Genomic DNA, 23,573 nt, shown 5'->3' with positions numbered 1-23,573 from the left:
AGGACGCCGTGAAGAATCGCTGGATCGAGTACTGGGCACCCGAGGACAAGACCTTCTGGGAGACGACCGGGAAGGGGATCGCCCGCCGCAATCTGTGGTTTTCCGTGTTCGCCGAGCACATCGGGTTCTCGATCTGGACACTGTGGTCGGTCATCGTGCTGTTCATGGGTCCCGCGTACGGGTTCTCGGCGGCGGACAAGTTCCTGCTGGTGTCCACACCGACGCTCGTGGGCGCGATCATGCGGCTGCCCTACACGTTCGCGGTGGCGAAGTTCGGCGGTCGCAATTGGACGATCTTCAGCGCGGGCCTGCTGCTGGTGCCGACCGTGCTGACCGCGATCGTGCTGCACCCCGGGACCTCGTTGGGCACCTTCGTGCTCATGGCCGCGCTGGGTGGCGTCGGCGGCGGGAACTTCGCGTCGTCGATGACGAACATCAACACGTTCTATCCGGAGCGGTACAAGGGCTGGGCACTCGGGCTCAACGCGGGCGGCGGCAACCTGGGTGTGGCCGTGATCCAGCTGGTCGGGTTGCTGGTGATCGGCACGGCCGGGGCGACCGCGCCGCGGCTGGTGTTGTACATCTACCTGCCGCTGATCGTGATCGCGGCCCTGTGCGCGGCGCTGTTCATGGACAACCTCGCCACGGTCCGTGGTGACACCAAGGCCATGCGCGAGGTCGTCCGATATGGACACACATGGGTGATGTCGCTGCTCTACGTCGGCACGTTCGGGTCGTTCATCGGCTACAGCTTCGCGTTCGGGCTGGTGCTGCAGAACCAGTTCGGCCGCACGCCGCTGCAGGCCGCGGCCGTGACGTTCCTCGGGCCGTTGCTCGGTTCGCTGGCCCGGCCGCTGGGTGGCCGGCTGTCCGACCGGCTCGGCGGCGGCCGGGTCACGTTCGCGACGTTCGGCCTGATGGCCCTGGCCACGGTGGTGCTGGTGCTGGCCTCGTCGACGGACTCGCTGGTGTTGTTCACGGTCGCGTTCATCGCCCTGTTTGTCCTGACGGGGATCGGCAACGGCTCGACGTACAAGATGATCCCCGCGATCTTCCAGGTGAAGGCGCGTGCGGCCATCGACCTCGGCGGTGACGAGGCCGCGGAACTGCTCAAGGCCCGTCGCCTGTCGGGCGCGTTGATCGGGCTGGCGGGGGCGATCGGCGCGTTGGGCGGGTTGTTCATCAACCTCGCGTTCCGGCAGTCGTTCGCCGACGCGCACAGCGGGATTCCCGCGTTCGTCGGCTTCCTCGTGTTCTACGGGGTGTGCGTGGGCGTGACGTGGGCGGTGTACCTGCGCAAACCCGCGGCGCGGGCGCAGGTCGCGCTGGCCGGGGCGGAGGTCTGATGAAGACACTCGTGGTGGCCGGGCACGGCATGGTCGCGCACCGGCTCGTCGAAGCGCTGCGCGCGGCGGACACGGCCGGCGAGTGGCGGGTGGTGGTGCTGGCCGAAGAGAACCGGCCCGCGTACGACCGGGTGGCGCTGACGTCTTATGCGGACACCTGGGATCCGTCGGCGTTGGCGTTGGCTGGTGCGGACTACGCGGACGATCCGTTGGTGGATCTTCGGCTGCGTGACGCCGTGGTGGCGGTCGATCGGGCTGCCCACACGGTGACCACTGCGTCCGGTCGCGTGCAGAACTATGACGCGCTGGTGCTGGCCACGGGCTCGCGGCCGTTCGTGCCGCCGGTGCCAGGCCGCGAGCTGCCGGGGGTGTTCGTCTACCGGACGATCGAGGATCTCGACGCCATCCGTGCGGCGGCGTCGAAGCCGGGCCGTGGGCGGCGGTCCGCGGTGGTGATCGGCGGTGGGCTGCTCGGGTTGGAGGCCGCCAAAGCGCTGCGGGACCTCGGCTTGTCGCCGCACGTCGTGGAGATGGCGCCGCGGCTGATGCCGTTGCAGGTCGACGAAGGCGGCGGCGCGCTGCTGCGGCGGCTCATCCAGCGGCTGGACGTGACCGTCCACACGGGAACCTCGACGGACGCACTCGAAGCTGACGGGTCCCGGCTGCTGGCCAAGCTCGGCAACGGCACGGAGCTGGACGTCGACCTCGTGGTGTTCTCCGCGGGTATCCGGCCGCGGGATGATCTGGCGCGTCAGTGTGGCCTGGCAGTGGGCGAACGCGGCGGGGTGCTGGTCGACGCCGAGTGCCGCACCAGCGATCCGGCCGTGTTCGCGATCGGCGAGTGCGCGGCCGTCGAGGGGCGGGTATACGGGATCGTCGCGCCGGGGTACGCGATGGCGGAAGTCGTCGCGGCGCGGCTCACCGGGGGAGCGGCATCGTTCCCCGAGCCGGACACGGCCACCAAGCTGAAACTGATGGGGGTCGACGTCGCCAGCTTCGGCGATGCACATGCGGTGACCGAGGGCGCGCTGGAAGTCGCGGTGAACGACGCTGTGGCCGGCACGTACAAGAAGCTCGTGGTCACCGACGACGGCCGGACGCTGCTCGGCGGCGTCCTGGTGGGCGACGCGGCCGAGTACCACACGCTGCGGGCGCTGGTCGGCCGTCCGTTGCCCGCGGAGCCGGGTGCGCTGCTCGCCCCGGCCGGTGGCGGCGCGGCGGTCGGCGTGGAGGCGTTGCCGGACGAGGCGCAGATCTGTTCGTGCAACGGCGCTTCCAAGGGTGCCTTGACGCGGGCCATCCACGAGGACGGCTGTGACTCGGTCGGCAAGCTCAAGGCGTGCACGCGAGCGGGCACGTCCTGTGGCTCGTGTGTGCCGATGTTGGCGAAGTTGCTGAACGCGTGCGGAGTCGAACAGTCGACGGCGCTTTGCGAACATTTCTCCCAGTCGCGCGCGGAGCTGTTCGAGATCGTGCGGGCCACGCGGATCACCACGTTCAGCGAGCTCGTCAGCCGCTACGGCACGGGCTCGGGCTGCGCGGTGTGCAAGCCGGCGGTCGCGTCGATCCTCGCGACGCTCGGCAACGGCCACATCCTCGGCGGCGAACAGGCGACGCTGCAGGACACGAACGACAAGTTCCTCGCCAACCTGCAGCGCAACGGCAGCTACTCGGTTGTGCCCCGCATCCCCGGTGGCGAGATCACGCCGGAGAAGCTGATGGTGATCGCGCAGGTCGCGAAAGATTTCCGGCTGTACACGAAGATCACCGGCGGCCAGCGGATCGACCTGCTGGGCGCCACGGTGGACCAGCTGCCGGAGATCTGGCGGCGGCTCGTGGACGCGGGGTTCGAGTCCGGGCACGCGTATGGCAAGGCGCTGCGGACGGTGAAATCGTGTGTCGGGTCGACTTGGTGCCGCTACGGCGTGCAGGACAGCGTCGGCCTGGCGATCGAGCTGGAGCTGAGGTATCGCGGGTTGCGTTCGCCGCACAAGATCAAGTCGGGCGTCTCCGGCTGCGCGCGGGAATGCGCGGAGGCGCGCGGCAAGGACTTCGGCGTGATCGCGACCGAGCACGGCTGGAACCTCTACCTCGGTGGCAACGGCGGCGCCACCCCGCGGCATGCGCAACTATTCCTGTCCGATGTGGACACGCCGACGCTGATTCGGACGATCGACCGGTTCCTGATGTTCTACATCCGCACCGCCGACCGGCTGCAGCGCACGGCGCCGTGGCTGGAGGAGCTCGACGGCGGGCTGGAGCACCTGCGCGCCGTGATCGTGGACGACAGCCTCGGCATCTGCGAGGACCTCGACGCCGCGATGGCCAAGCACGTCACGGACTACGAGGACGAGTGGCGCGGCGTGCTGGAGGATCCGGAGAAGCTGGCCCGGTTCAGCTCGTTCGTGAACGCGCCGGGTACGCCGGACCCGTCGATTTCGTTCCGGCCGGAGCGCGCGCAACGGGTTCCGGTGCTGCTGGGTGTACCGCGGCTTGAGAAATCGGAGGTGCGGCGATGACGACGTCGATCGAACGAACCTGGACGGCTGTGTGCGCGGCCTCGCGGGTGGGCGACTGCTCCGGCGCGGCGGCGCTGGTCGAGGGCGAGCAGGTGGCCGTGTTCCGCGTCGGCTCGGAGTGGTTCGCTCTGTCCAACTGGGACCCGTGCAGCGGTGCGGCGGTGCTGTCGCGCGGGATCGTGGGTGACGTCGGGGGTGAGCCCGTGGTCGCGTCGCCGGTCTACAAGGAACGGTTCTCGCTCCACACCGGACAGTGCCTGGACGCTCCGGGTGTTTCCGTGCCGGTCTACCGCGTGCGGGTGCGGGAAGGGATCGTCGAGGTGGGCTCCCCGTGACGGACGTGCTCCCGCTGGCGGGTTTCGTCGCCGGCATCACCGCGGCGCGCCGGGCGGAGGAGCTCGGCGCGCTGCTGGTGCGCAAGGGGGCTGCGGTGCGCTACGGGCCGGCCATCCGCATCGTCCCGCTCGCCGACGACACCGAGCTGCACGCCGCCACCGTACGGCTGCTGGAGTCCACGGTGGACGTCGTGGTCGCCACCACCGGCATCGGCTTCCGCGGCTGGGTGGAGGCCGCCGAGGGCTGGAACCTCGGCGACACGCTCCTGGCCCACCTCTCGCGTGCCCGCCTCGTCGCCCGCGGTCCGAAAGCCACCGGCGCCCTGCGGGCCGCGGGCTTGTCGGAGGACTACTCCCCACCGTCGGAAAGCAACGCGGGTGTGCTGCAGTACCTACTTGACCGGTGTGGATGGTCTGACGATCGCCGTGCAGCTCCACGGCGAACCCCTGCCGTTCTTCACCGAGGCCCTGCGTTCGGCGGGCGCGGCGGTGATCGAGATCCCCGTCTACCGCTGGGTCGGCCCGGCCGACCCCGGTCCGCTCGATCGCCTGCTGGACGCCGTGCTCGACGGCACCGTCGACGCTCTGCCTTTCACCTCCGCGCCGGCCGCCGCGTCGACGCTCGCCCTGGCCCGCCGCACCGGCCGGCTGCCCGCTCTGGTCGACGCCCTGACGTCGCGCGCGGTCGTCGCCTGCGTCGGCCCCATCACGGCCGCACCCCTCGCCGCGCTGGGCATCCCCACCGTCCAGCCCGCGCGCTCCCGCCTCGGCGCCCTCGCCCGCACCATCACCGACGCGCTCCTGGCCCGCACCCCGCGCCTCACGGTTGCCGGCCACGCACTGGAGCTGCGCGGCCACGCCGTCCTCCTCGACGGCGACTGGCACGACATCGCCCCCGCCCCCATGGCCCTGCTCCGCGCCCTGGCCCACTCGCCCGGCCGCGTCGTCTCCCGCCGCGAACTCACCACCTCCCTCCCGGGCGGCGGCGAGGAACACGCGGTCGAAACCGCGATCGGCCGCCTGCGCACCGCCCTCGGTGGCCCGGCCGTGATCCAGACCGTGGTCAAACGCGGCTACCGGCTGGCCGTCGATCGGTGAAGCCGGCGCGGATACTGGAGCCGCACCGCGCATCCAGGCGGCGCCCGTTGGCACGGTAGAGCCGGATCTGTGCGCCGGCATCCGGAGTACCGAGGCCCGGAGTTCGTGCGCCTCGGGGAGCCGCCGGCCGGCGACGGCCGTCTCGGTCCCCGTGCTCTCCGTGCTCTCCGCGAGGAGGTGCACCCTGGTCAGGCGCGGCTGCCGGCCGGCCGTCGACCGGCGAAGTCCGGCAGTTCGAGCGCGCTGTGTTCCGGGCGGCCGGGGGCGTCGGGCAGCGCGGTGAGCCGGCGCAGTTCGGCGTTGCGGGTGGCCAGCGCTTCGGCCGTGGCGGGGAACATGGTGGCGTTGCCTTCGGAGACCAGGGCCTGGTTCAGCTCGACGAACGGGCGCGCGGTTTCTTCGTAGGCATCGAACGCCGTCGTGTGGTCGGCGTTGGTGGCCAGCTCGCCCGCGAGCACGTACGCGCCGACCAGCGCGGTGCTGGAGCCCTGGCCGGTGAGGAACGACGGCGCGAACGCGGCGTCGCCGACGAGCGCGACCCGGCCCGAGGACCAGCGCGGCAGGTGGATCTGGCTGACGACGTCGAAGAACAGGTCGTCGGCTGTGCGCATCGCCTCGACCATGCGGGGGATTTCCCAGCCGTCGCCGGCGAAGACCTCGGCGACGAGCTCGCGCTGCGCGTCCGGGTTGCGGAACGCCGCGAACGGCGGCTCGGGTCGCGCGAAGTTGAGGAAGCCGTGGACCTCCTCGTTCTCGCCCACCGCGTAGAGCGCGGCGCCGCGGCCGGGCAGGCTCCAGAGGGCGCCCTCGCGGTGCAGGCCGAAGGTGTTGGGCATCGTGAAGCCGGCGAAGCAGTAGCCGAGGTAAGTGTGGAACTGCTCTTCGGGACCGAACTTCAGCGCGCGGACCCCCGAGTGCAGGCCGTCGGCGCCGATGACCAGGTCGAACGTGCGGCGGAGGCCGCTGCGGAAGGTCACGTCGACACCGTCGTCGTGGTCGTCGAGGGCGGCGACACTGTCGTTGAAGAGGAACTCGACCTCTTCGCGGATGGTGCGGTAGAGCGCTTCGGCGAGGTCGCCGCGGCGCACTTCGAGGTCGCGGCCCTCGCCGCCGGCGATGGCGTCCGGGCGCAGCGACGCGACCGTGCTGCCGTCGGCGTTGAGGAAGGTGATCCTGCGCGTGTCGACGTGGGCCTCGCGCAGCCGCGGCATCAGGCCCATGCGCTCGACCACGCCGAGGGCGGTGCCGCGGATGTCGATGAGGTAGCCGCCGCCGCGCAGGGCCTCGGCCTTCTCGACGACGGTGACGTCGAAGCCGTATTCACGCAGCCAGTAGGCCAGCGCGGGCCGGCGATGCTGGCGCCGGAGATCAGGACGGTGGTCATGGTGTCTCCTCGATAGCTAAGTTAGGTATGCTTCTCGCGAGCGCGGCGGGCCCTGGACGACTCCTGCGCGCGAGGCAACTATATAGCTAACTTAGGTATGTAAGAGGTGTGATGAGCGACACTGAAGGCCGGCTCGACCCGTTGGCGGTGCTGCCGCGCCTGATGCAGCTGAGCACGGTGCTCAACCGCAGCCACCTCGGGGAACGCGCCATGGAGCAGGCCGGCCTCGCCCTCGACCGGCCGGCGCTCACCGTGATCATCACCCTCCAGATGGCGGGCAAACCGCTGCGCGTCGGCGAGATCGCCACGCGCATGCAGGTCGTCGGCCCGCACGTCACGCGCCACCTGAACGCCCTGGAGAAGCGCGACCTCGTCCGCCGCGTCGCCGACCCCGACGACCAGCGCGCCCGCCTCATCGAGCTCACGCCGGAGGGCGCCGCCGCGGCCGGGCGCTACCTCCAAGCCATCTTGAGCTGGTTCAGCGAGGCGGTGGCCGACTGGTCCGTCGAGGACCAGCGGACGTTCGGCACGCTGCTCAACCGGTTCGTCGACGACCTGACGGCCCGGCTGTCCGAAGTGGACTAGGCCCAGGTGACGGAGAGATCCGCGTATCCCCGGGCCGCGGCGGCGCGGGAAGCTTCTTCCTCGGCCGCAGCCCGATCGGCTGCGCGAAGCGGGTCGAACGCGGTCACGGTGAAGGCCAGGCGTTTGCCCGAACCGCGGGTGCGCCAGACGCCCATCAGCTCACCGTCCACGAGCAACGCGCCAGGGCTGCCGAGGATCTTCCACACCTCCTTCGCGCGGGCCTTGTCCGGCACCAGCACGGCTTTGTCCCGGGCCTGGGTGAACGGATCCAGCGGCGGCAGCAGCCGAACCACCGACGGTGTCGGCGGGTTCTCCAGCGCGGCCACCTGATCGGCCGGCAGGAACGCCCGGCGACCGTCCACTTTGACCTCGACCAGATCATCGGGCCAGGCAGCTGACAGAGCCGTTTTCGCCGTGCCCACGAAACCCGCCGCGTCGCCCTGGGTGGCGGGCCCGTTCGCGACCAGGTAGCCGCGCACCACGCGCGAAACGGCGGCCGCGTCGGGTGATGTCCGCATGCGGCCCCGGTCTTCCAGCGGTGCCAGCGTCGCCGGGGACTGATCGGCCTCCAGGCGCACGCCGCCGTGGAGGGTGGCCAGCCGCATGAGCTGCTCCTGGATGTGCGTGGTGTTGCAGGGGCGGCACCAGCGGGAGTACTCCGGCGGCAGCTCGCGGGTGGCGGCGGCGCTCACCGCGCCCTTCGACATCGGCTGCGTCACGACCTTGCGGATGGCCCGCGCCGCGGTGAAGAGCACCTCCGACGCGGGCACCCCCGTCGCGCCGATTTCCTTTTTCTGCCACAGCATCCGGGCCAGGGCGTCGGCGTCGTCGAGGGGGATCAGCGACGTCACGAGCTCGCGCAGGGCTGCGCGCCGGTGGAAGTGCGGGGCGCCGCGGTGGGACCAGACGAGCACCACGTGCGGATCGTCCACAAGGGATGTCGGCTCGACCGGCGACGAAGACCGCGCCGAGAGCGCGAGCAAGGCGGTGTCACGCATGCTGTCCTGCAGACCGAGGTCGAACAGTGGCGACGCCACCGGGTCCGCGAAGTCCCGGTGCAGGCCGTGCCGCGCGACCCGGTACGCCATCGCTTGCTTGCGTGACACCTCGAGCACAGCGGCCTCCTTCAGCTCAGCGCGTAGTCGAAGGTGTACGACACCGTCGGTTCGCCGATCGTGCCCTGCACCGTGCCCGACCCCGTCAGGCCGGCGAGCTCGCCCGTCGCGGAGCCGGCCACGACGTCGAACTTCGACCAGATGCCCTTCGGGTCGAAACCGCCCTCGTGCCGGACCACGAACGTGCCGCGGCGGCCGTCGACAGTCGCGTCGAACCGCTCGAAGCTCGGTGACGTGGTGCCGCCGCCGTCGTAACCTTCGCCCGCGTAGTACAGCAGGTAATCGCAGATCGACTCACCTTCGATCACGCCGCGGTACTCCATCGTTGCGTGCGCGTAGGCCACGCGCGGGCCGCCTTCGCTGCCGCTGGCGAGGTGTTCGTCCCAGTTCTTCATGCTGAACGTGTTCATGGGACCACTCAACCGCCCATACCTGTCAGCTTGTGTCAGGATTTTCGGTCATACTCGATTCATGCGCGCGTCCCGGTTGCTCACGGTGCTGCTCCTGCTGCAGAACCGCGGCCGGATGACGGCCGAGGAACTGGCCGCCGAGCTGGAGGTCTCCGTCCGGACCGTCTACCGCGACATCGAGGCGCTGTCGGCCTCCGGCGTGCCCGTCTACGCCGACCGCGGCCGCGCCGGCGGCTACCAGCTGGTCGACGGCTACCGCACGCGGCTGACCGGGCTCACCGAGGAGGAGGCGCAGTCGCTTTCGCTGGCCGGGCTGCCCGCGGCCGCAGCGGAGCTGGGGCTCGGTACGGTGCTGGCGGCGGCGCAGCTCAAGCTGTCTGCCGCCTTGCCGAAGGAGCTGCGCAGCCGCGCGGGGCGCGTCGCCGAGCGGTTCTACCTCGACGTCCCCGGGTGGCACCGCGGGATCGAGAGCCTGCCGGTGCTGTCCGCCGTCGCCGACGCCGTGTGGTCGAGCCATCGCATCCGGATCCGCTACGAACGCTGGGGCCAGCGTGAGGTCGAGCGTGTGCTGGAGCCGCTCGGCCTGATTCTCAAGGCGGGCAACTGGTACCTCGCCGGGCGGTGCGAGGGGACCGATCGCACGTACCGGATTTCGCGGATCCTGGAGCTGACGGACCTCGGGGAGGGGTTCGAGCGACCGGCGGATTTCGACCTGCCTCGTTACTGGCAGGAGTGGTCGGAGCAGTTCGAACGGCGCATGTACCCGCGGCTCGCGACCGTGCGCCTGTCGCCGCGGGCGCAGGGGCTGCTGCCGTTCTACGCGGGCAGCGTCGGGGCGCGGGCGCTGCGCGAGGCCCTGGACGGCGGCGCGGTCGCCGATGAGGAAGGCTGGCTCACGATGCGGCTGCCGGTCGAGCCGGGGGAACCCGCGATCGGCGAGCTGCTGCGGTTCGGGCCTCACCTGGAGGTGCTCGAGCCGGCGGACCTGCGGGCGCGGCTCGCGGAAGCGATCAGGGAGATGGACGCGACCTATGGGTGAGCTGGACGGGGTGCGGATCGGCGTCACGGCCGAACGCCGCGCCGACGACCTCATCTCGGCGCTGCTTCGCTACGGCGCGCAGGTGCGCCACGCGCCGACGATCACCATCGTGCCCCTCGCCGAAGACCCCGAGCTTCGGCTCAGCACCGAAGCCGTGCTGGCCGCGCCGGTTGCGTTCACGGCCGTCACGACCGGCGCCGGCTTCCGCGGCTGGCTCGCCGCCGCCGACGGCTGGGGCCTCAAGGACGACCTGTTCACGGCTTTGGGCGCGTCCCGCATCTTCGCGCGCGGCCCGAAAGCTGTCGGCGCAGTGCGAGGTATGGGCTTGCGCGAGGACTTCTCGGCACCGGGGGAGAGCAACGCGGAGCTGTTCGACGCACTGGTCGCCGCGGGCGTCGAGAACGAGCGCGTCGCCGTGCAGCTGCACGGCGCTCCGCTGCCGGAGTTCACCGATCGGCTGGTGGGCGCCGAGGTGGTAGCGGTGCAGCCCTACCGCTGGCACTCACCCGCGGACACCGCCCCGGTCTTGTCCCTCGCGCACGACATCGTCTCCGCCGAAGTCGACGCCCTCGTCTTCACCAGCGCCCCGGCCGCCACCAACTTCCTGACGCTCACCGCCCCCACCGGCGCCCACGACGCCCTCCGCCGCGGCGCGGTCAAGACGTTCTGCGTCGGCCCTGTGACGGCGGCGCCGCTGGAAGCTGCCGGTATCCCCACCCATCAGCCCGAACGGCAACGCCTGGGCGCGCTGGTGAAGCTGGTCGTCTCGACGCTGGGCAGCGCTTAGGCAACGCCCGCCCGCTCGCGCCGATGGCTTCATCGCCGAGTTCCGCCGCGACCAGCCGGCACTGGCGGCCTGCTCAGGAAGCCTCCGCCCGCTCCCTCCCCACCGCTTCCTCACTCAGCCCCTGCCGCCAGTACCCCGTGAAGCAGATGGCCGCCTTGTCGAAGCCGCGGTCGCGGACGAGGTGGCGGCGGACGTGTTTCACGACGTTCGCCTCGCCGGAGACCCAGGCGTAGGGCGCGCCACCGGGGAGGGTGGCGGTGCGGAGGGCCTCGACCAGGGCTTCGCCGTGGGGCCGGGTGCCGCGCACGACCCAGTGCAGCTCGACGGCACCGACGGTCTCGAAGGTCTGACGCTCCGCGCGATCGGGGATCTCGACGTACACGGCGGCCCGCGCGGACTGCGGCAGCTCTCCACGATCGCGCCGATCGCGGGCAGCGCCGTCTCGTCGCCCACCGGGAGCTGCCAGTCGGAGGTCGGAGGCACGTCGTACAGGCTGTGCGGGCCCACGAACGCCACCAGGTCGCCGGCCGCGGCGCGCGCGGTCCACTCCGAAGCCGGGCCCTGGGCGTCGTCGTGGAGGACGAAGTCGACGTCGACCTCCTCGAGCTCGGGGCGCAGCGCGCGCACGGTGTAGGTGCGCATCGGCGGCCGGACCCCGTCGGGCATGGCGAGGTAGGTCTTGTACCAGGACATCACGTCGCCGGTCTGCGGCGCGGGCGGTAGCTGCGGCTCATCCTGGCCCGGCAGCGGGAAGAACACCTTCATGTACGCGTCGGGCCCGACACCGGAGACGGCCGCGAGTGTGGGGCAGCCGAACGTGATCCTGGCCATGTGCGGGGTGACCCGCCGGACCGCGGTGACCCGGCCGCGGTGCGAAGTCAGCAATGCCATTAGGTAAACCCAACCTAAATATCGGGGATCTCAAACAGCCCCGCCGGGCCATCCTCTGCCGCGAGCCCGTCCGGCCGCCACCGGTACTCGCGCAGGTTCACGCGCTGGCCGTCGGCGAGCACGCCCTCCGCGCGCAGGAGTTCGAGCTGCCGGTGGGCCAGGTGCGGCGCCGGAGTGCCGTTGGCGCGCAGGATCCGCTGCCACGGCAGGTCGTGCCCGTCTTCGGCGAGCACGCGCCCGACCAGCCGGGGTGACGGCGCGCCGCTGAGCGTGGCGATGTCACCGTAGGTCGCGACGGTCCCCGCGGGCACGTCCTTGATGACAGCCCGGATCCGTTCGTGCAGTTCGTCGTCCATCCCCGCACTTTGCCGCACCACCCCGACAGTTCAACGTCCCGACCCCGGAAAGGCGTGCCGGTGCGCCACCCGTGCGTGTCAGCATGGTTCCATCGCTGGTGTGAACGGGCGGAGAACAGCACACGGACAGGCGCGGCTCGTGCGCCCGCCCGTCGCCGGCGCACCCACGTTCGCCTGGGACGCGGGCGCACGCCGGCTGCTGTCCCCGCCCGCCGGGTTCCTCCGCGTGCTCGGCGGCCCCGGCACCGGGAAGACGACCTTGCTCGCCACCGCGGCCGCGCGCCGCATCGCCGACGGCGCCGACCCGGAGAGCGTGCTCGTGCTCACCGCGTCGCGCCGCGCGGCCGACGCGCTGCGGGCCGACATCACGCGCCGCCTCACGGCCGATCCCGAGCAGTCGTCGGTGCTGCCGCGCACGGTGAGTGAACCGCTCGTGCGCACGGTGCACTCGTACGCGTTTTCGCTGCTCCGTCTCGAAGCCCGCGCCGAAGAGCTGCCGCCGCCGCGGTTGCTGGCCGGCGCGGAGCAGGACGTGGTCGTGCGCGAGCTGCTGCAGGGTGACCTCGAGGTCGGCGCCCCCGACTGGCCGGACCAGCTGCGTCCGGCGCTGCTCGTGCCGGGCTTCGCCGAGGAGCTGCGCGACCTGCTGATGCGCGCGGCCGAACGCGGGCTCGGCCCCGAGGACCTCGTGGAGCTGGGCCACCGCAAGGACCGCGAGGAGTGGGTCGCGGCCGGGCACTTCTGGGCGCAGTACGAGGAGGTCACACAGCTGCAGGGCGCGGGCGGCAACGCGCTCGGCGTCCGCAGCGCCCCGGCGCTCGACGCCGCCGAGCTGGTCACCTCCGCCCTGCTCGCCCTCGAAGACGACGAGGAGCTGCGCGATCGCGAACGTGGCCGTGTGCGGCACCTGTTCGTGGACGACGCCCACCACCTCGATCCGTTGCAGATCCAGCTGATCCGCCAGATCGGCCGGACCGCGGCCGAGTTCGTGGTGGCCGGCGACCCCGACCAGTCCGTGTTCTCCTTCCGTGGCGCGGATCCCCGGCTGTTCGCCGACGCGGACTCCGACGGCGATCGCACGGTCACGCTCACCACTTCGCATCGGCTCGCCCCGGCCGTGCGCGAGGCCGTGACGAAGCTCGGCGCCACGCTGCCGGGTGCGTCGCAGCACCGGAAACTCGTGTCGCCGCAAGGGAAACGCGGGGGCAAAGTCCGCGTCCGCCTGATGCCGACGCCCGCCGCCGAGGCGAGCTGGATCGCCGACCAGCTGCGCCGCGCCCACCTCGTCGACGGCGTGCCGTGGTCCGAGATGGCGGTGCTCGTGCGCTCGCCCGCGCGGACTTTCTTGGTCCTGCAACGAGCTTTGCGCGCGGCCGGGGTGCCGATCGGCTCGGCGACGCAAGAGCTGCCGCTGGCCAAGCACTCCGCTGTCCGGCCACTGCTGGCCGTGCTGCGGATCGCCGCCGAACCGGAGCTGCTCGACGTCGACCTCGCCGAAATGCTGCTGTCCTCGGCGCTGGGCGGTGCCGACCCGCTCGCGTTGCGCCGCGTCCGCCGCGGCCTGCGCCGGCTCGAACTGGCCGGCGGCGGCCAGCGCTCCAGCGACGAACTGCTCGTGGAAGCGCTGCGCGGCGGCGACATCCTGGTCGGGCTCGCCGACGCCGAGGCGACGCCGGTGCGCCGTGTCGGCAAGCTGCTGGGCGTCACGCACCAGGCGGTCGCGCGCGGTGAAGGCGTGGAGCAGGTTCTCTGGGAGCTGTGGGAGGCCAGTGGCCTGCAGGAACGGCTGTTGCGGTTCGTCGATCGCGGCGGTTCGCTAGGCGCGCAGGCCGACCGCGACCTCGACGCCGTGGTCGCGTTGTTCGACGCCGCCGGTCGTTATGTCGACCGGTTGCCGCGGGCGAGCGTCGCGTCGTTCGCCGACTACCTGTCGTCGCAGAACATCGCCGGGGACACGCTGGCGCCCGCCGCGATCCCGGGTGAGGGCGTGTCGCTGCTGACCGCGCACGCGGCCGCGGGTCGCGAGTGGACGGTGGTGGCCGTGGCGGGCGTGCAGGAAGGCGCGTGGCCGGACCTGCGCCTGCGCGGTTCCCTGCTCGGGGTGGAACGGCTCGTGGACCTGCTGTCCGGAGTGGACGACGGCGACAAGGTCTCCGCCATCGCCCCGATCCTGGCCGAGGAGCGGCGCCTGTTCTACGTCGCCGCCGCCCGTGCGCGCCGGACGTTGCTGGTCACGGCCGTGGCGGGTGAGGACGAGCAGCCCTCGCGCTTCCTCGACGACCTCGAGGAGAACGGCGCCGACGACGGTGCGCTCGACTCCCGCATGAAGCCACCCGGCCGTTCGCTGGTGCTGGCCGAGCTCGTGGGCGAGCTGCGTGAGGTCGTGTGCGACGACAAGGCCGACCCCGAACGCCGGGCCCGTGCGGCGAAGCAGCTCGCGCGGCTGGCCGACGCCGGTGTGCCCGGCGCGCACCCCAGCACGTGGTACGGCCTGCTGCCGTCCTCCACCGACGAGCCGGTGCACAAACCCGGTGACCTCATGCGGATCTCACCGTCCACGGTGGAAATCCTGGTCAAATGCCCGCTGCGCTGGCTCGTCGAGCGCCATGGCGGCAGCGATCCCGCGCAGCTCGCCGCCGTCACGGGAACGCTGGTGCACGGCCTCGCACAGGCCGTCGCGGGCGGCCGCACCGAAGACCAGATCCAGGCCGCGCTCGACGACGCGTGGGTGCGCGTCGACGCGGGAGCCCCGTGGTTCTCCCGGCGCGAGCGCAACCGCGTGGAACAGATGCTGCGCAACTTCGTGGCGTGGCTGGAAGGCAGCCGCAAGGAGCTGATCGAGGCCGGTGTCGAGCAGGACATCGAGGTCGAGCTGCCGATGGGCGACGACGAGGTGCGCGTGATGCTGCGCGGCCGCGTCGACCGCGTGGAGCTGGACAAGGACGGTCGCCCGGTGATCGTGGACATCAAGACCGGCAAGGTGCCCGTGTCCAGCGCCGACGCCGAGCAGCACCCGCAGCTCGCCGCGTACCAGCTCGCCGTGTTGCTCGGCGCGATCGAGGGCAAGAACACCCCGGGTGGCGCGCGGCTGGTGTACGTCGCGAAGACCAACAACAAGACCGGCGCCACGCAACGCGACCAGCCGCCGCTCGACGACGACGGCGGACGGCAGTGGCTCGACCTCGTGCGTTCGGCGGCGGCCGCTGCGGCCGGGCCCGACTACCAGGCCCACGAGAACCCCGACTGCGACCGCTGTCCCGCCCGCGGCTGCTGCCCGCTGCGCCCCGAGGGTAGGCAGGTGACCGGCCCGTGAGCTTCCGGCTCATCGCCAACCCGGTCGAGCCCGCGGAGATCGCCGACGCACTGGGCCTGCACCGCCCGACCCCCGAGCAGGCCACGGTGATCGCCTCGCCCGTGGAGCCGTCGCTGGTCGTCGCCGGCGCCGGCGCGGGCAAGACGGAGACGATGGCCGCCCGCGTGGTGTGGCTGGTGGCCAACGGGATCGTGAGCCCCGAGCGCGTGCTGGGCCTGACGTTCACACGCAAGGCCGCGCGCCAGCTCGGCGAACGCGTGCGCGCCCGGCTGCGGCGCCTGGCCGGGTCTGGGCTGCTGGAGAAGCTGGACCCGACGGGCGGGCTGCGCGCCACGGTCGTCGCCGGCGAGCCCACCGTGCTGACTTATCACGCGTACGCCGGGCGGCTGCTGTCCGAACACGGCCTGCGGCTGCCGGTGCAGCCAGGGGTGCGGCTGCTGTCGGAGACGTCGTCGTGGCAGCTCGCGCACCGCGTGGTGTCCACATGGGACGACGACCTCGACACCGACCGCGTGCCGTCGTCGGTCACGGCGCAGCTGCTCGCACTGGCCGGGGAGCTCGGCGAGCACCTCGTGTCGACGGAACGGCTCGCGGAGTACACGACGTGGCTGTGCGAGGTGATCGAGAACGCCCCGCGCGCCAAGGGCCAGCGGGCGGCCCTTCCGCAGAAGCTGCAGGAAGTCATGGCGGCGCAACGGTTCCGGCTCGCGTTGCTGCCGCTCGTCGAGGCCTACCACCGGCGCAAACGGGCCGAGGGTGCGCTCGACTTCGCCGACCAGATGTCGCTCGCGGCACAGCTGGCCGACGGCTACCCGGCCGTGATCACCGGCGAACGCGAGCGCTACGGCGCCGTGCTGCTCGACGAGTACCAGGACACCGGCCACGCGCAGCGCGTGCTGCTGCGGTCGCTGTTCGGCGGCGGAGACCACGCGCCGATGCCGGTCACGGCCGTCGGCGACCCGGCCCAGGCCATCTACGGCTGGCGCGGCGCTTCGGCCGCCAACCTGCCGCGTTTCACCACCGACTTCCCGCGCCACGCCGACGGGCGGCTCGCGCCCGCGCACGAGTTCGGCCTGCTCACCAGCTTCCGCAACCCGCCGCAGATCCTGGACCTGGCCAACGCCGTGGCCGAGCCGTTGCGGGCCCGCGGCCTCGGCGTCGAGCCGCTGCGGGCGCGCGAGGGCGCCGGCCCGGCGGACATCGCCGTGGCGCTGCTGCCGGACGTGCGCGCCGAACGCGAGTGGGTGGCCGACGCGCTGGCGCGGCGCTGGCTCGCCGAAAAAGAGGAGATGGGCAAGCCGCCGACGGCCGCCGTGCTGGTGCGCCGGCGCGCGGACATGGCGCCGATCGCGGCCGAGTTGCGCATGCGCGGGTTGCCCGTGGAGGTCGTCGGCCTCGGCGGGCTGCTCGACGAACCGGAGGTCGCCGATCTCGTCAGCACGCTGCGGGTGCTGGCCGATCCGCTCGCCGGCAGCGCGGCGGCCCGGCTGCTCACCGGCGCGCGGTGGCGGCTCGCGGCGGCGGACCTGGCCGCGCTGTGGCGGCGCGCGGGGGAGCTGTCTTCGCCCGTGCCACAGGCGGATTCCGAAGACGAACCCGTGCTCGTCACCGAACGCGCCGAGCAGGCCGGGCTCATCGACGCCGTCGACGAACCCGGCAAGCCTGAGCGCTACTCCGAGGACGGCTACCGGCGGATCCGGCGCATCGGCGCGGAGCTGGCCGCGTTGCGCCGGCGTCTCGACCAGTCGTTGCCCGAGCTCGTGGCCGACGTCGAACGCACGCTGCTGCTCGATGTCGAGTCCCTCGCCCGCCCCGGCTCGGCCGGCCGCGCGCACCTCGACGCGTTCGCCGAAGTCGTCACCGACTACGCCGAGACGGCGCCGACCGCGACGCTACTGTCCTTTGTGGACTACCTCAACACCGCCGCCCACGCCGAAGACGGCCTCACCCCCGGCGAGGTCGAGGTGGTGCCCGATCGCGTGCAGGTGCTCACCGTGCACTCCGCCAAGGGGCTGGAGTGGGAGGTCGTGGCCGTGCCGCACCTCGTGGCTGAGGTGTTCCCGAGCAAGCGCCGGTCCTCGTCGTGGCTGCGCACCGCGACGTCGCTGCCCGCGTTGCTGCGCGGCGACTCGGCGGACCTGCCCGAGCTGCGCGTGTCCGACGGGTTCGACCGCAAAGAGGTGCAGGAGGCCCTCGAACTGCACGAGGAGGGCTTCGCCGAGCGGGAGGCCGACGAGGAACGCCGACTCTGCTACGTCGCTCTCACGCGCTCGGAACGCGCGCTCATCGTGTCCGGCCACTGGTGGAACGAGAGCAGCACGCGCGCGAAAGGACCGTCGGTGTTCCTCACGGAGATCGCCGACGTGCTGCGCGAGGCCGACCCGCCGATCGGCGTGCTCGACGCGTGGGCCGACGAACCCGCCGACGACGAGGAGAACCCGCTGGTCGCGGACTCGCGCAAGGCGAGCTGGCCCGTCGACCCACTGGGGGACCGGCGGACCGGGGTTTCGACGGGGGTTGAGATGGTGTTCGCCGCGATGGCGGCCTTGCCCGAAACGACTGAGACGCCGGAAGCGACAGCGCCGCAGCCGGTGAAGGCCGAATCCGAGCCGCCGGAACTGTTCGGCGTCGCCGAGGACGACGAGGTGCCGCTCCCGCCCGAACCGGACGAGTTCGACGAAGAACCTTACGAGGACGAAGAAACCTACGACGACGAAGACGAAGACGCGGTCGACCCCGAAGACCCCGACGGCTGGGCCGCCGACACCGACGTCCTGCTCGCCGAACGCGCCCGTGCCCAGGCCACTGTGGACCGGGTCGTGCTGCCGGCCCAGCTTTCCGTGAGCCAGCTCGTGGAGCTCGCCGCCGACGCCGAAGCGCTCGCCCGGAAACTGCGCCGCCCGCTTCCCTTGCCGCCCAACACTTTCGTCCGGCGCGGCACCGCGTTCCACACCTGGCTCGAACAGCGCTTCTCCGGCGAGGGCCTGCTGGACATCGACGACCTGCCCGGCGCCGCCGACCTCGGCGAGGCTCCCGACTCCGATTTCGAGGCGCTGCAAGAAGCCTTCGAACGCAGCGAGTGGGCCGAGCGGGTGCCGCTGGCCGTGGAGGTGCCGTTCTCGGCCGACGTCGAGGGCATCACCGTGCGCGGCCGGATGGACGCCGTCTACGCGGATCCCGACGGCGGCTGGACGGTGGTGGACTGGAAAACCGGCTCCGTGCCGTCAGCCGAGCGCCTGCCCGCGCTCGCCGTGCAGCTCGGCGCGTACCGGCTCGCGTGGGCGGCGCTGAAGAACGTGCCGGTGGACCGCGTGCGCGCCGCGTTCCACTACGTCCGCCACGGGCACACGCTCAGCCCCGCCGACCTCCTGGACGCCGAAGGCCTGCGTGACCTGCTCCGCAGCGTCCCGCGCGAGTGACTCAGGCGTTGTCGCGAACCTTCAACGCCCACTTCACGAGCGGCCACTGTGCCGTCAACCGGAACCAGGCCGCCGCGCGCACCGGCGCCGAAAGCTTCTTGCGCTCGAAGTCCAGCGCCATCTTCACGTTGCCGGGGAACACACCCACGAACAGCAGCGCCGCCGCGAGCCCGCCCAGCCGGCGCGTCCGGGGCAGCGCGATGGCCGCGGCCACGCCGAGCTCGGCGGCGCCCGAGGCGTACGTCCACGCGCGACGCGAACCGGGGAGCTTCTCCGGTACCAGCGCGTCGTACTGCTTGGGGCGCACGAAGTGCGTCAGGCCGGCGGAGGCGAGGAAACCGGCCAGCCAGTACGCGGGCCGTTGCGGCCTGCTCGAGTCGGGCATGCATCCAGCCTGCCACAACGTGATCACCGCGACGGGTGTGCGGGCGATGACCTTCGGCTATCCTCCCCGCTGTGAGTGACGCCGAACACCCGCGGGGAGCCGGTGCATGAAAGCCCTCAAACGGCTGCCCCTGAACGTCCGGCTCAACGACCGCCCCGACCACGAGCTCGTCGGCGTGATCCGGATGCCGGAGTTCACCACGAGCCCGATGCGCTCGATCGTCAAGCGGATCATCGGCGCGCTGCTGGCTTTGCTGGCGACGGTGCTGATCGTGTTCGCCGACCGCGGCGGCTACCGCGACGTCAACGGCGACGGGGTGTCCTTCCTCGACGCGATCTACTACTCCACCGTCTCGCTCTCCACGACCGGCTACGGCGACATCGCGCCGGCGTCGGCGTCGGCGCGGCTGGTGAACGTCCTCATCATCACGCCCCTGCGTGTGCTCTTCCTCATCGTCCTCGTCGGGACCACGCTGGAGGTGCTCACTGAGCGCTCCCGGCAGGCATTCAAGATCCAGAAGTGGAGGACGAAGGTGCGCGACCACACCGTCGTCGTCGGGTTCGGCACCAAGGGCCGCTCGGCCGTCAACGCGCTGCTCGGTGACGAGGACGTGCAACCCAGCCGCATCGTCGTCGTCGACACCGACCAGCAGGCGCTGGAGGCCGCGAGCTCGATGGGCCTGGTGACCGTGCACGGCTCCGCGACCAGGGCCGACGTGCTGCGCGTGGCCGGCGTGCAGCACGCCAAGGCCGTGGTCGTGGCCCCGAACCGCGACGACACCGCAGTGCTCGTCACGCTCACTGCTCGCGAGCTGGCGCCGAAGTCGCACATCGTGGCGTCGGTGCGGGAGGCGGAGAACGTCCACCTGCTCAAGCAGTCGGGCGCGAACCAGGTCGTGGTCTCGAGCGAGACGGCCGGGCGCCTGCTGGGCATGGCGACCTCGACGCCGCTCGTGGTCGACATGGTCGAGGACCTCATCACGCCGGAGTCGGGCCTGGCGATCGCCGAGCGCGCCGTGGAGCCGTCCGAGGAGGGCGGTTCGCCGCGGCACCTGCCCGACATCGTGCTGGGCGTGGTCCGCGACGGCGTGCTCTACCGCGTCGACGCCCCACAGGCCGACGCGATCGAACCGGGCGACCGGCTGCTGTACGTCAAGAAGGTCACCTCGGCCGACAAAGTCGAATCCTGAAGCGTCGAATCCTGAGCCGTGACTTCCTGACCACTGGGTGACGGCCGATCGGCGGACGGTGACCAGGGCCGCCGGGACCTCACTGGGTTTTGCCCCGTGGATCTGGAACCATGGCGGCGTGCAGCTCTCCGACCTCACGAGCAAGACCTCAGCCCAGAGGTGGCTGCAGGTGGGCCTCCCGGCTGCCGCCGGCGTGCTCGTGGTGGTGCTGGCGTGGCTCGCCGGGCCCGGCCTGTTCGGCATCGCGGGCGACGGTGCCGGCGCGCCCGTGCAGGCCGAGGTGACCCAGCCGGCCGCGTGTTCGGCGGGCAATCCGGTCGAGTCCGTCACGTTCAGCCTCGGCGGCAAGCCGCGCCAAGGCACGCTCAACGGCTGCGGTCACGCCAAGGGGGAACGCGTCGAGGTCGGCGTGCCCGTGGACGCTCCGGCCGACGGTCCGATCACCGTCAGCGCGGCCGACACGTCGGCGGGCGCTCAGGACGCGCGCGGGCCGATCGCGCTCGTGCTGCTGGTCTTCGCGTGCTTCTCGGGCGGCATGTACGCGTTCCTGGTCATCCGGGGCTCGGGGAAGCTGGCCCTTCTGCACTGAGTGCGCGCTCGATCTCGCCGAGCTGCCTACGGGCACCGTAGGCGTCCGGCACGTCGTGTTCTTCGATGATGTCCACCGCCTCGCGCAGGAAGCGCCGGGCCTGCTCGTGGTCACCGGCGGCCGTGTGCGCCTTGACCACGTGTTCCAGCACTTGCAGCGCCCAGCGCCAGCCTTGCGAAGCAAGGAACCGATCGATCGAGGTACGCCAGATCTCCGTGGCCCCGGCCAGGTCGCCCGCCGCCAGCCGGACCTGAGCGATCGCCCCCTGCGCGGTGCGCAGCGCGAGCTCTTCGCCGGCCGCTTCGCACAGCGCGGCCGCGTGCTCCGCCAATGCCACCGCCTCGTCGAGCCGGCCGAGCTTGGCGAGGGGGTACGCGATCCCTGCCGTCGCGATCATCTCGGCTTTGGTGTTGCCGGCTGCCCGATGCAGCTCCATTCCCCGCCGGAAGTGGTCGACGGCTTCGGCGTACCGGTCCGGGCCGCCGATATCGCCCAAGATCTGCCCGAAGTTTATGTGCAGGTAGGCCAGCTCGGCGTCGTCGGTCTGCAGGTCCATCGAGCGGCCCAGCTCACGCAGGCAGTCCTCGTAACGCTGCACGGTGTAGTACGACAGGCCGAGGCTCCGGTGCAGCTGCGCGACCAGCGGGTCGTCGCCGTCGATGAGCTCCAGCGCCAGCTCGATGCCCGATGCCCATTCCTCGCCACGCACGAACTGCTCGTAGGGCATGGCCAGCGAAAGCGCCAGCGGCGCCGTTTCGGAGCGCAGTGCCGGGGTCGCGGCCAGCTCCCGGACCAGCAGGGTCAGGGTGGGCAGCTCGGCCTCGTACCACGCCACGGCGTCGTCGTACCCGCCGATCCGGGTCACGGTCACACCCGGCTCCGCCACCGGTACGTGGTCGTTGGGTGGCCTCACCGGTCGCAGTGCCAGGGTTGCCGCGTGGGCGACGCACCGGTAGTGGTTGACCAGCCGGCGCAGCGCCGCCGCCCGCTCCTCGGGTGAGTCCGTGGCCTCCATCAGCTCCAGGGAGTAGGCGCGGACCAGATCGTGTGCGGTGAAGCGGTCCGGCCGGTGCTCGCTGAGGTACCGGATGCGCGTGAGTTCTTCCAGCAGCTTGCGGCCCTGAGGCAGCGGCACGCCGGCGAGGCTCGCCGCGGCCTCGGCGGAGATGTCGGTGCCGTGGTGCAGGGCCAGCAGCCGGAACAGCCGCGCCGCCGCCTCGCTGAGCGTCTGGTACGACCAGGAGAAGACGGTGCGGACGTCGCCGACGTCGTCGGTGCGGAAGGCCGCCAGCGTGCCGCGGGTTTCGCGCAGCGTGGTGGCGAGGGCGGTCAAGGTCAGCTGCGGGCGGGTGCGCACGCGGGCCGCCACGATCGCCAGCGCGAGCGGGAGGCGGCCGCACAGCCGGATGATCTCGGCGGCGGCCTCGGGTTCGGCCGTCACCCGCTCTTCGCCGAGCCGCCGGGCGAGCGCGCGGCGGGCTTCGTCCTCGGTGAGCGTGTCGAGCGTCAGCACCTCGGCGCCGTCGGACACGACCAGGGACGCGAGGCTGTTGCGGCTGGTCACGATCACCGCGCAGCCCGGGGTGCCGGGCAGCAGCGGCCGCACCTGCTCGGCGTCGCGGACGTTGTCCAGCACCACGAGCATCCGCCGCCCGACCAGCAAGCTGCGGTAGAGGCCACTGCGTGCGTTGAGTCCGGTGGGCACCGAGCCCGGCGCGAGCACCTCGAGGAAGCCCCGCAACGCATCGGCCGGGCCCACGACCGCGCCGCCGGGGTCGAAGCCGCGCAGGTCGACGTAAAGCTGGCCATCCGGGAACTGCGCGGCCACCCGGTGGCCCACGCGGATGGCCAGTGACGTCTTGCCCACGCCCGCGAGCCCGTCGATCACCACCAGCGGCATGGTCCGGGCGGCCGCGGCCGTCTCCAGGACGCGGGACAACGTGACCAGTTCGGTGTCGCGGCCGGTGAACGCCGCCAAGCCCGGTGGCAGCTGCGCGGGCCGTACTCGCGGAGCGGCGGGCCGTTCGGGCTGCCGCTCCGGTTCGGCGAGCAGCTCGCGCTGCACTTGGGCCAGCTCCGGCCCGGGCTCCACGCCCAGCTCGTCGACCAGCCGGTCCCGGATCGCCCGGTACACCTCGAGGGCCAGCGCTCGGCGACCGAGCGTCGCCAGTGTGCGCATCAGGCGCGCGTGCACGCCTTCGTCGAACGGGTCCAGCGCGGCCACCCGCTCCAGGTGCGGCAGCAGCGGCTGCGGCGACTGCCCCGTGTCGAGCGCGAGGTCGGCGGCCTGCATCAGCACGGTGGCGACTTCGCGGTCGATGCCGGCCAGCAGCGCGGCGACGCGCGTCGGCACGGCCGCCCCGGCCCCGGCGGTGGCGCGGCACAGGTCCAGTGCCTTGACGAACCAGGCCATCGCCTCGCCTGACGCCTCGACCTGCCGGGCCTGCTCCGCGAACGCGCGGAACTCGGCGAGGTCCGACGTCGTGGCACCGGGCCGCAGCGCGTACCCGCTCGAATCGCGCACCAGCCACGAGCCCTGCGCCCGGGCGGGCAGGTCGGGTTCCACGAGCCGCCGCAACGCGCCGACGTAGCGCTGGATCACGTTGCCGGCGCTGGCCGGCACCTCGTCCTCCCACAGCAGGCCGACGAGCTCGTCGAGCCCGGCCGGGCGGCCGCCGCGCGCGAGCAGGACCGTCAGCAGCAGGCGCTGCGCGGGCGGCCCCAGGGCGAGCTCACGACCTCCCCGCCAGGCGCGCAGGTGGCCGAGCAGCTCGAACCGCACCGTCGGTGCACTGGGTGTGCTCACGGGACCT

General features: G+C 72.1%; 16 protein-coding genes and 2 pseudogenes. 11 read left to right on the top strand and 7 right to left on the bottom strand.

The features are described 5' to 3' along the window. Positions 1 to 8: 8 nt before the first annotated feature. The 4 genes and pseudogenes from QRX50_RS01945 to QRX50_RS01930 all read left to right on the top strand — a co-directional run bounded on the left by QRX50_RS01945 (position 9) and on the right by QRX50_RS01930 (position 5,298). Positions 9 to 1,346, top strand: a complete 1,338-nt coding sequence (locus QRX50_RS01945) for an MFS transporter (RefSeq protein WP_285970277.1) — start codon at positions 9 to 11, stop codon at positions 1,344 to 1,346. Continuing rightward, on the top strand, positions 1,346 to 3,865 hold the full coding sequence (gene nirB, locus QRX50_RS01940; protein ID WP_285970276.1) for a nitrite reductase large subunit NirB: 2,520 nt from the start codon (positions 1,346 to 1,348) through the stop codon (positions 3,863 to 3,865). The genes QRX50_RS01945 and nirB overlap by 1 nt, the downstream gene beginning before the upstream one ends. After that, a complete protein-coding gene (gene nirD, locus QRX50_RS01935; protein WP_285970275.1) occupies positions 3,862 to 4,200 on the top strand; it encodes a nitrite reductase small subunit NirD in 339 nt (112 codons plus the stop codon). The genes nirB and nirD overlap by 4 nt, the downstream gene beginning before the upstream one ends. Then, positions 4,197 to 5,298: pseudogene (locus QRX50_RS01930) on the top strand (uroporphyrinogen-III synthase). Before nirD ends, QRX50_RS01930 begins: the two are co-directional and overlap by 4 nt. Before the next feature lie 188 nt (positions 5,299 to 5,486). On the opposite strand, the gene QRX50_RS01925 reads toward QRX50_RS01930, so the two are convergent. Continuing rightward, positions 5,487 to 6,530 (bottom strand): FAD-dependent monooxygenase, encoded by a 1,044-nt coding sequence (locus tag QRX50_RS01925; protein ID WP_353074083.1) that lies wholly within the window; start codon positions 6,528 to 6,530, stop codon positions 5,487 to 5,489. Between the two features lie 263 nt (positions 6,531 to 6,793). On the opposite strand from QRX50_RS01925, the gene QRX50_RS01920 reads away from it, so the two are divergent. Next, positions 6,794 to 7,267, top strand: coding sequence for a MarR family winged helix-turn-helix transcriptional regulator (locus QRX50_RS01920; protein ID WP_285970274.1), 474 nt, complete (start codon positions 6,794 to 6,796; stop codon positions 7,265 to 7,267). On the opposite strand, the gene QRX50_RS01915 is transcribed toward QRX50_RS01920, so the two are convergent. Both QRX50_RS01915 and QRX50_RS01910 read right to left on the bottom strand, forming a co-directional pair. After that, positions 7,264 to 8,382, bottom strand: a complete 1,119-nt coding sequence (locus tag QRX50_RS01915; RefSeq protein ID WP_285970273.1) for a DNA glycosylase AlkZ-like family protein — start codon at positions 8,380 to 8,382, stop codon at positions 7,264 to 7,266. The genes QRX50_RS01920 and QRX50_RS01915 overlap by 4 nt on opposite strands. 11 nt (positions 8,383 to 8,393) lie before the next feature. Then, positions 8,394 to 8,792: a DUF3224 domain-containing protein gene (locus QRX50_RS01910; RefSeq protein ID WP_285970272.1), complete on the bottom strand. Its 399-nt coding sequence runs from the start codon at positions 8,790 to 8,792 to the stop codon at positions 8,394 to 8,396. A gap of 61 nt (positions 8,793 to 8,853) precedes the next feature. On the opposite strand from QRX50_RS01910, the gene QRX50_RS01905 reads away from it, so the two are divergent. Continuing rightward, positions 8,854 to 9,831 (top strand): helix-turn-helix transcriptional regulator, encoded by a 978-nt coding sequence (locus QRX50_RS01905; protein ID WP_285970271.1) that lies wholly within the window; start codon positions 8,854 to 8,856, stop codon positions 9,829 to 9,831. After that, positions 9,824 to 10,618 (top strand): uroporphyrinogen-III synthase, encoded by a 795-nt coding sequence (locus QRX50_RS01900; RefSeq protein ID WP_285970270.1) that lies wholly within the window; start codon positions 9,824 to 9,826, stop codon positions 10,616 to 10,618. The genes QRX50_RS01905 and QRX50_RS01900 overlap by 8 nt, the downstream gene beginning before the upstream one ends. Before the next feature lie 73 nt (positions 10,619 to 10,691). Here QRX50_RS01900 and QRX50_RS01895 read toward each other — a convergent pair. Both QRX50_RS01895 and QRX50_RS01890 read right to left on the bottom strand, forming a co-directional pair. Next, positions 10,692 to 11,509, bottom strand: a pseudogene (locus QRX50_RS01895) (siderophore-interacting protein). A gap of 14 nt (positions 11,510 to 11,523) precedes the next feature. Further along, positions 11,524 to 11,865 carry an MGMT family protein gene (locus QRX50_RS01890; protein ID WP_285970269.1) on the bottom strand — a complete coding sequence of 114 codons (342 nt, stop codon included), beginning with the start codon at positions 11,863 to 11,865 and terminating at the stop codon, positions 11,524 to 11,526. 139 nt (positions 11,866 to 12,004) lie between these two features. On the opposite strand from QRX50_RS01890, the gene QRX50_RS01885 reads away from it, so the two are divergent. Next, the gene (locus QRX50_RS01885; protein ID WP_285974326.1) at positions 12,005 to 15,178 is read left to right on the top strand and encodes an ATP-dependent helicase; all 3,174 of its coding nucleotides are present in this window, start codon (positions 12,005 to 12,007) and stop codon (positions 15,176 to 15,178) included. Then, positions 15,175 to 18,597, top strand: coding sequence for an ATP-dependent helicase (locus tag QRX50_RS01880; RefSeq protein ID WP_285970268.1), 3,423 nt, complete (start codon positions 15,175 to 15,177; stop codon positions 18,595 to 18,597). The genes QRX50_RS01885 and QRX50_RS01880 overlap by 4 nt, the downstream gene beginning before the upstream one ends. A gap of 1 nt (position 18,598) precedes the next feature. Here the strand turns inward: QRX50_RS01880 and QRX50_RS01875 are convergent, their stop codons facing one another. Further along, complete coding sequence (locus tag QRX50_RS01875) at positions 18,599 to 18,982, bottom strand: DoxX family protein (RefSeq protein ID WP_285970267.1); 384 nt, start codon at positions 18,980 to 18,982, stop codon at positions 18,599 to 18,601. 106 nt (positions 18,983 to 19,088) lie between these two features. Between QRX50_RS01875 and QRX50_RS01870 the strand changes: the two genes are divergently transcribed. Then, positions 19,089 to 20,171, top strand: coding sequence for a potassium channel family protein (locus QRX50_RS01870; protein WP_285970266.1), 1,083 nt, complete (start codon positions 19,089 to 19,091; stop codon positions 20,169 to 20,171). A 169-nt stretch (positions 20,172 to 20,340) separates the two neighbouring features. After that, positions 20,341 to 20,760, top strand: a complete 420-nt coding sequence (locus QRX50_RS01865; RefSeq protein ID WP_285974325.1) for a hypothetical protein — start codon at positions 20,341 to 20,343, stop codon at positions 20,758 to 20,760. Here the strand turns inward: QRX50_RS01865 and QRX50_RS01860 are convergent. Next, complete coding sequence (locus tag QRX50_RS01860; protein ID WP_285970265.1) at positions 20,723 to 23,566, bottom strand: AfsR/SARP family transcriptional regulator; 2,844 nt, start codon at positions 23,564 to 23,566, stop codon at positions 20,723 to 20,725. The two genes, QRX50_RS01865 and QRX50_RS01860, sit on opposite strands and share 38 nt — an antisense overlap. Positions 23,567 to 23,573: the final 7 nt, after the last annotated feature.

This window comes from Amycolatopsis sp. 2-15 (genome assembly GCF_030285625.1).
In the GTDB taxonomy this organism is placed as follows: Bacteria; Actinomycetota; Actinomycetes; order Mycobacteriales; family Pseudonocardiaceae; genus Amycolatopsis; species Amycolatopsis carbonis.
This window is presented reverse-complemented; position numbering and strand designations above follow the sequence as displayed.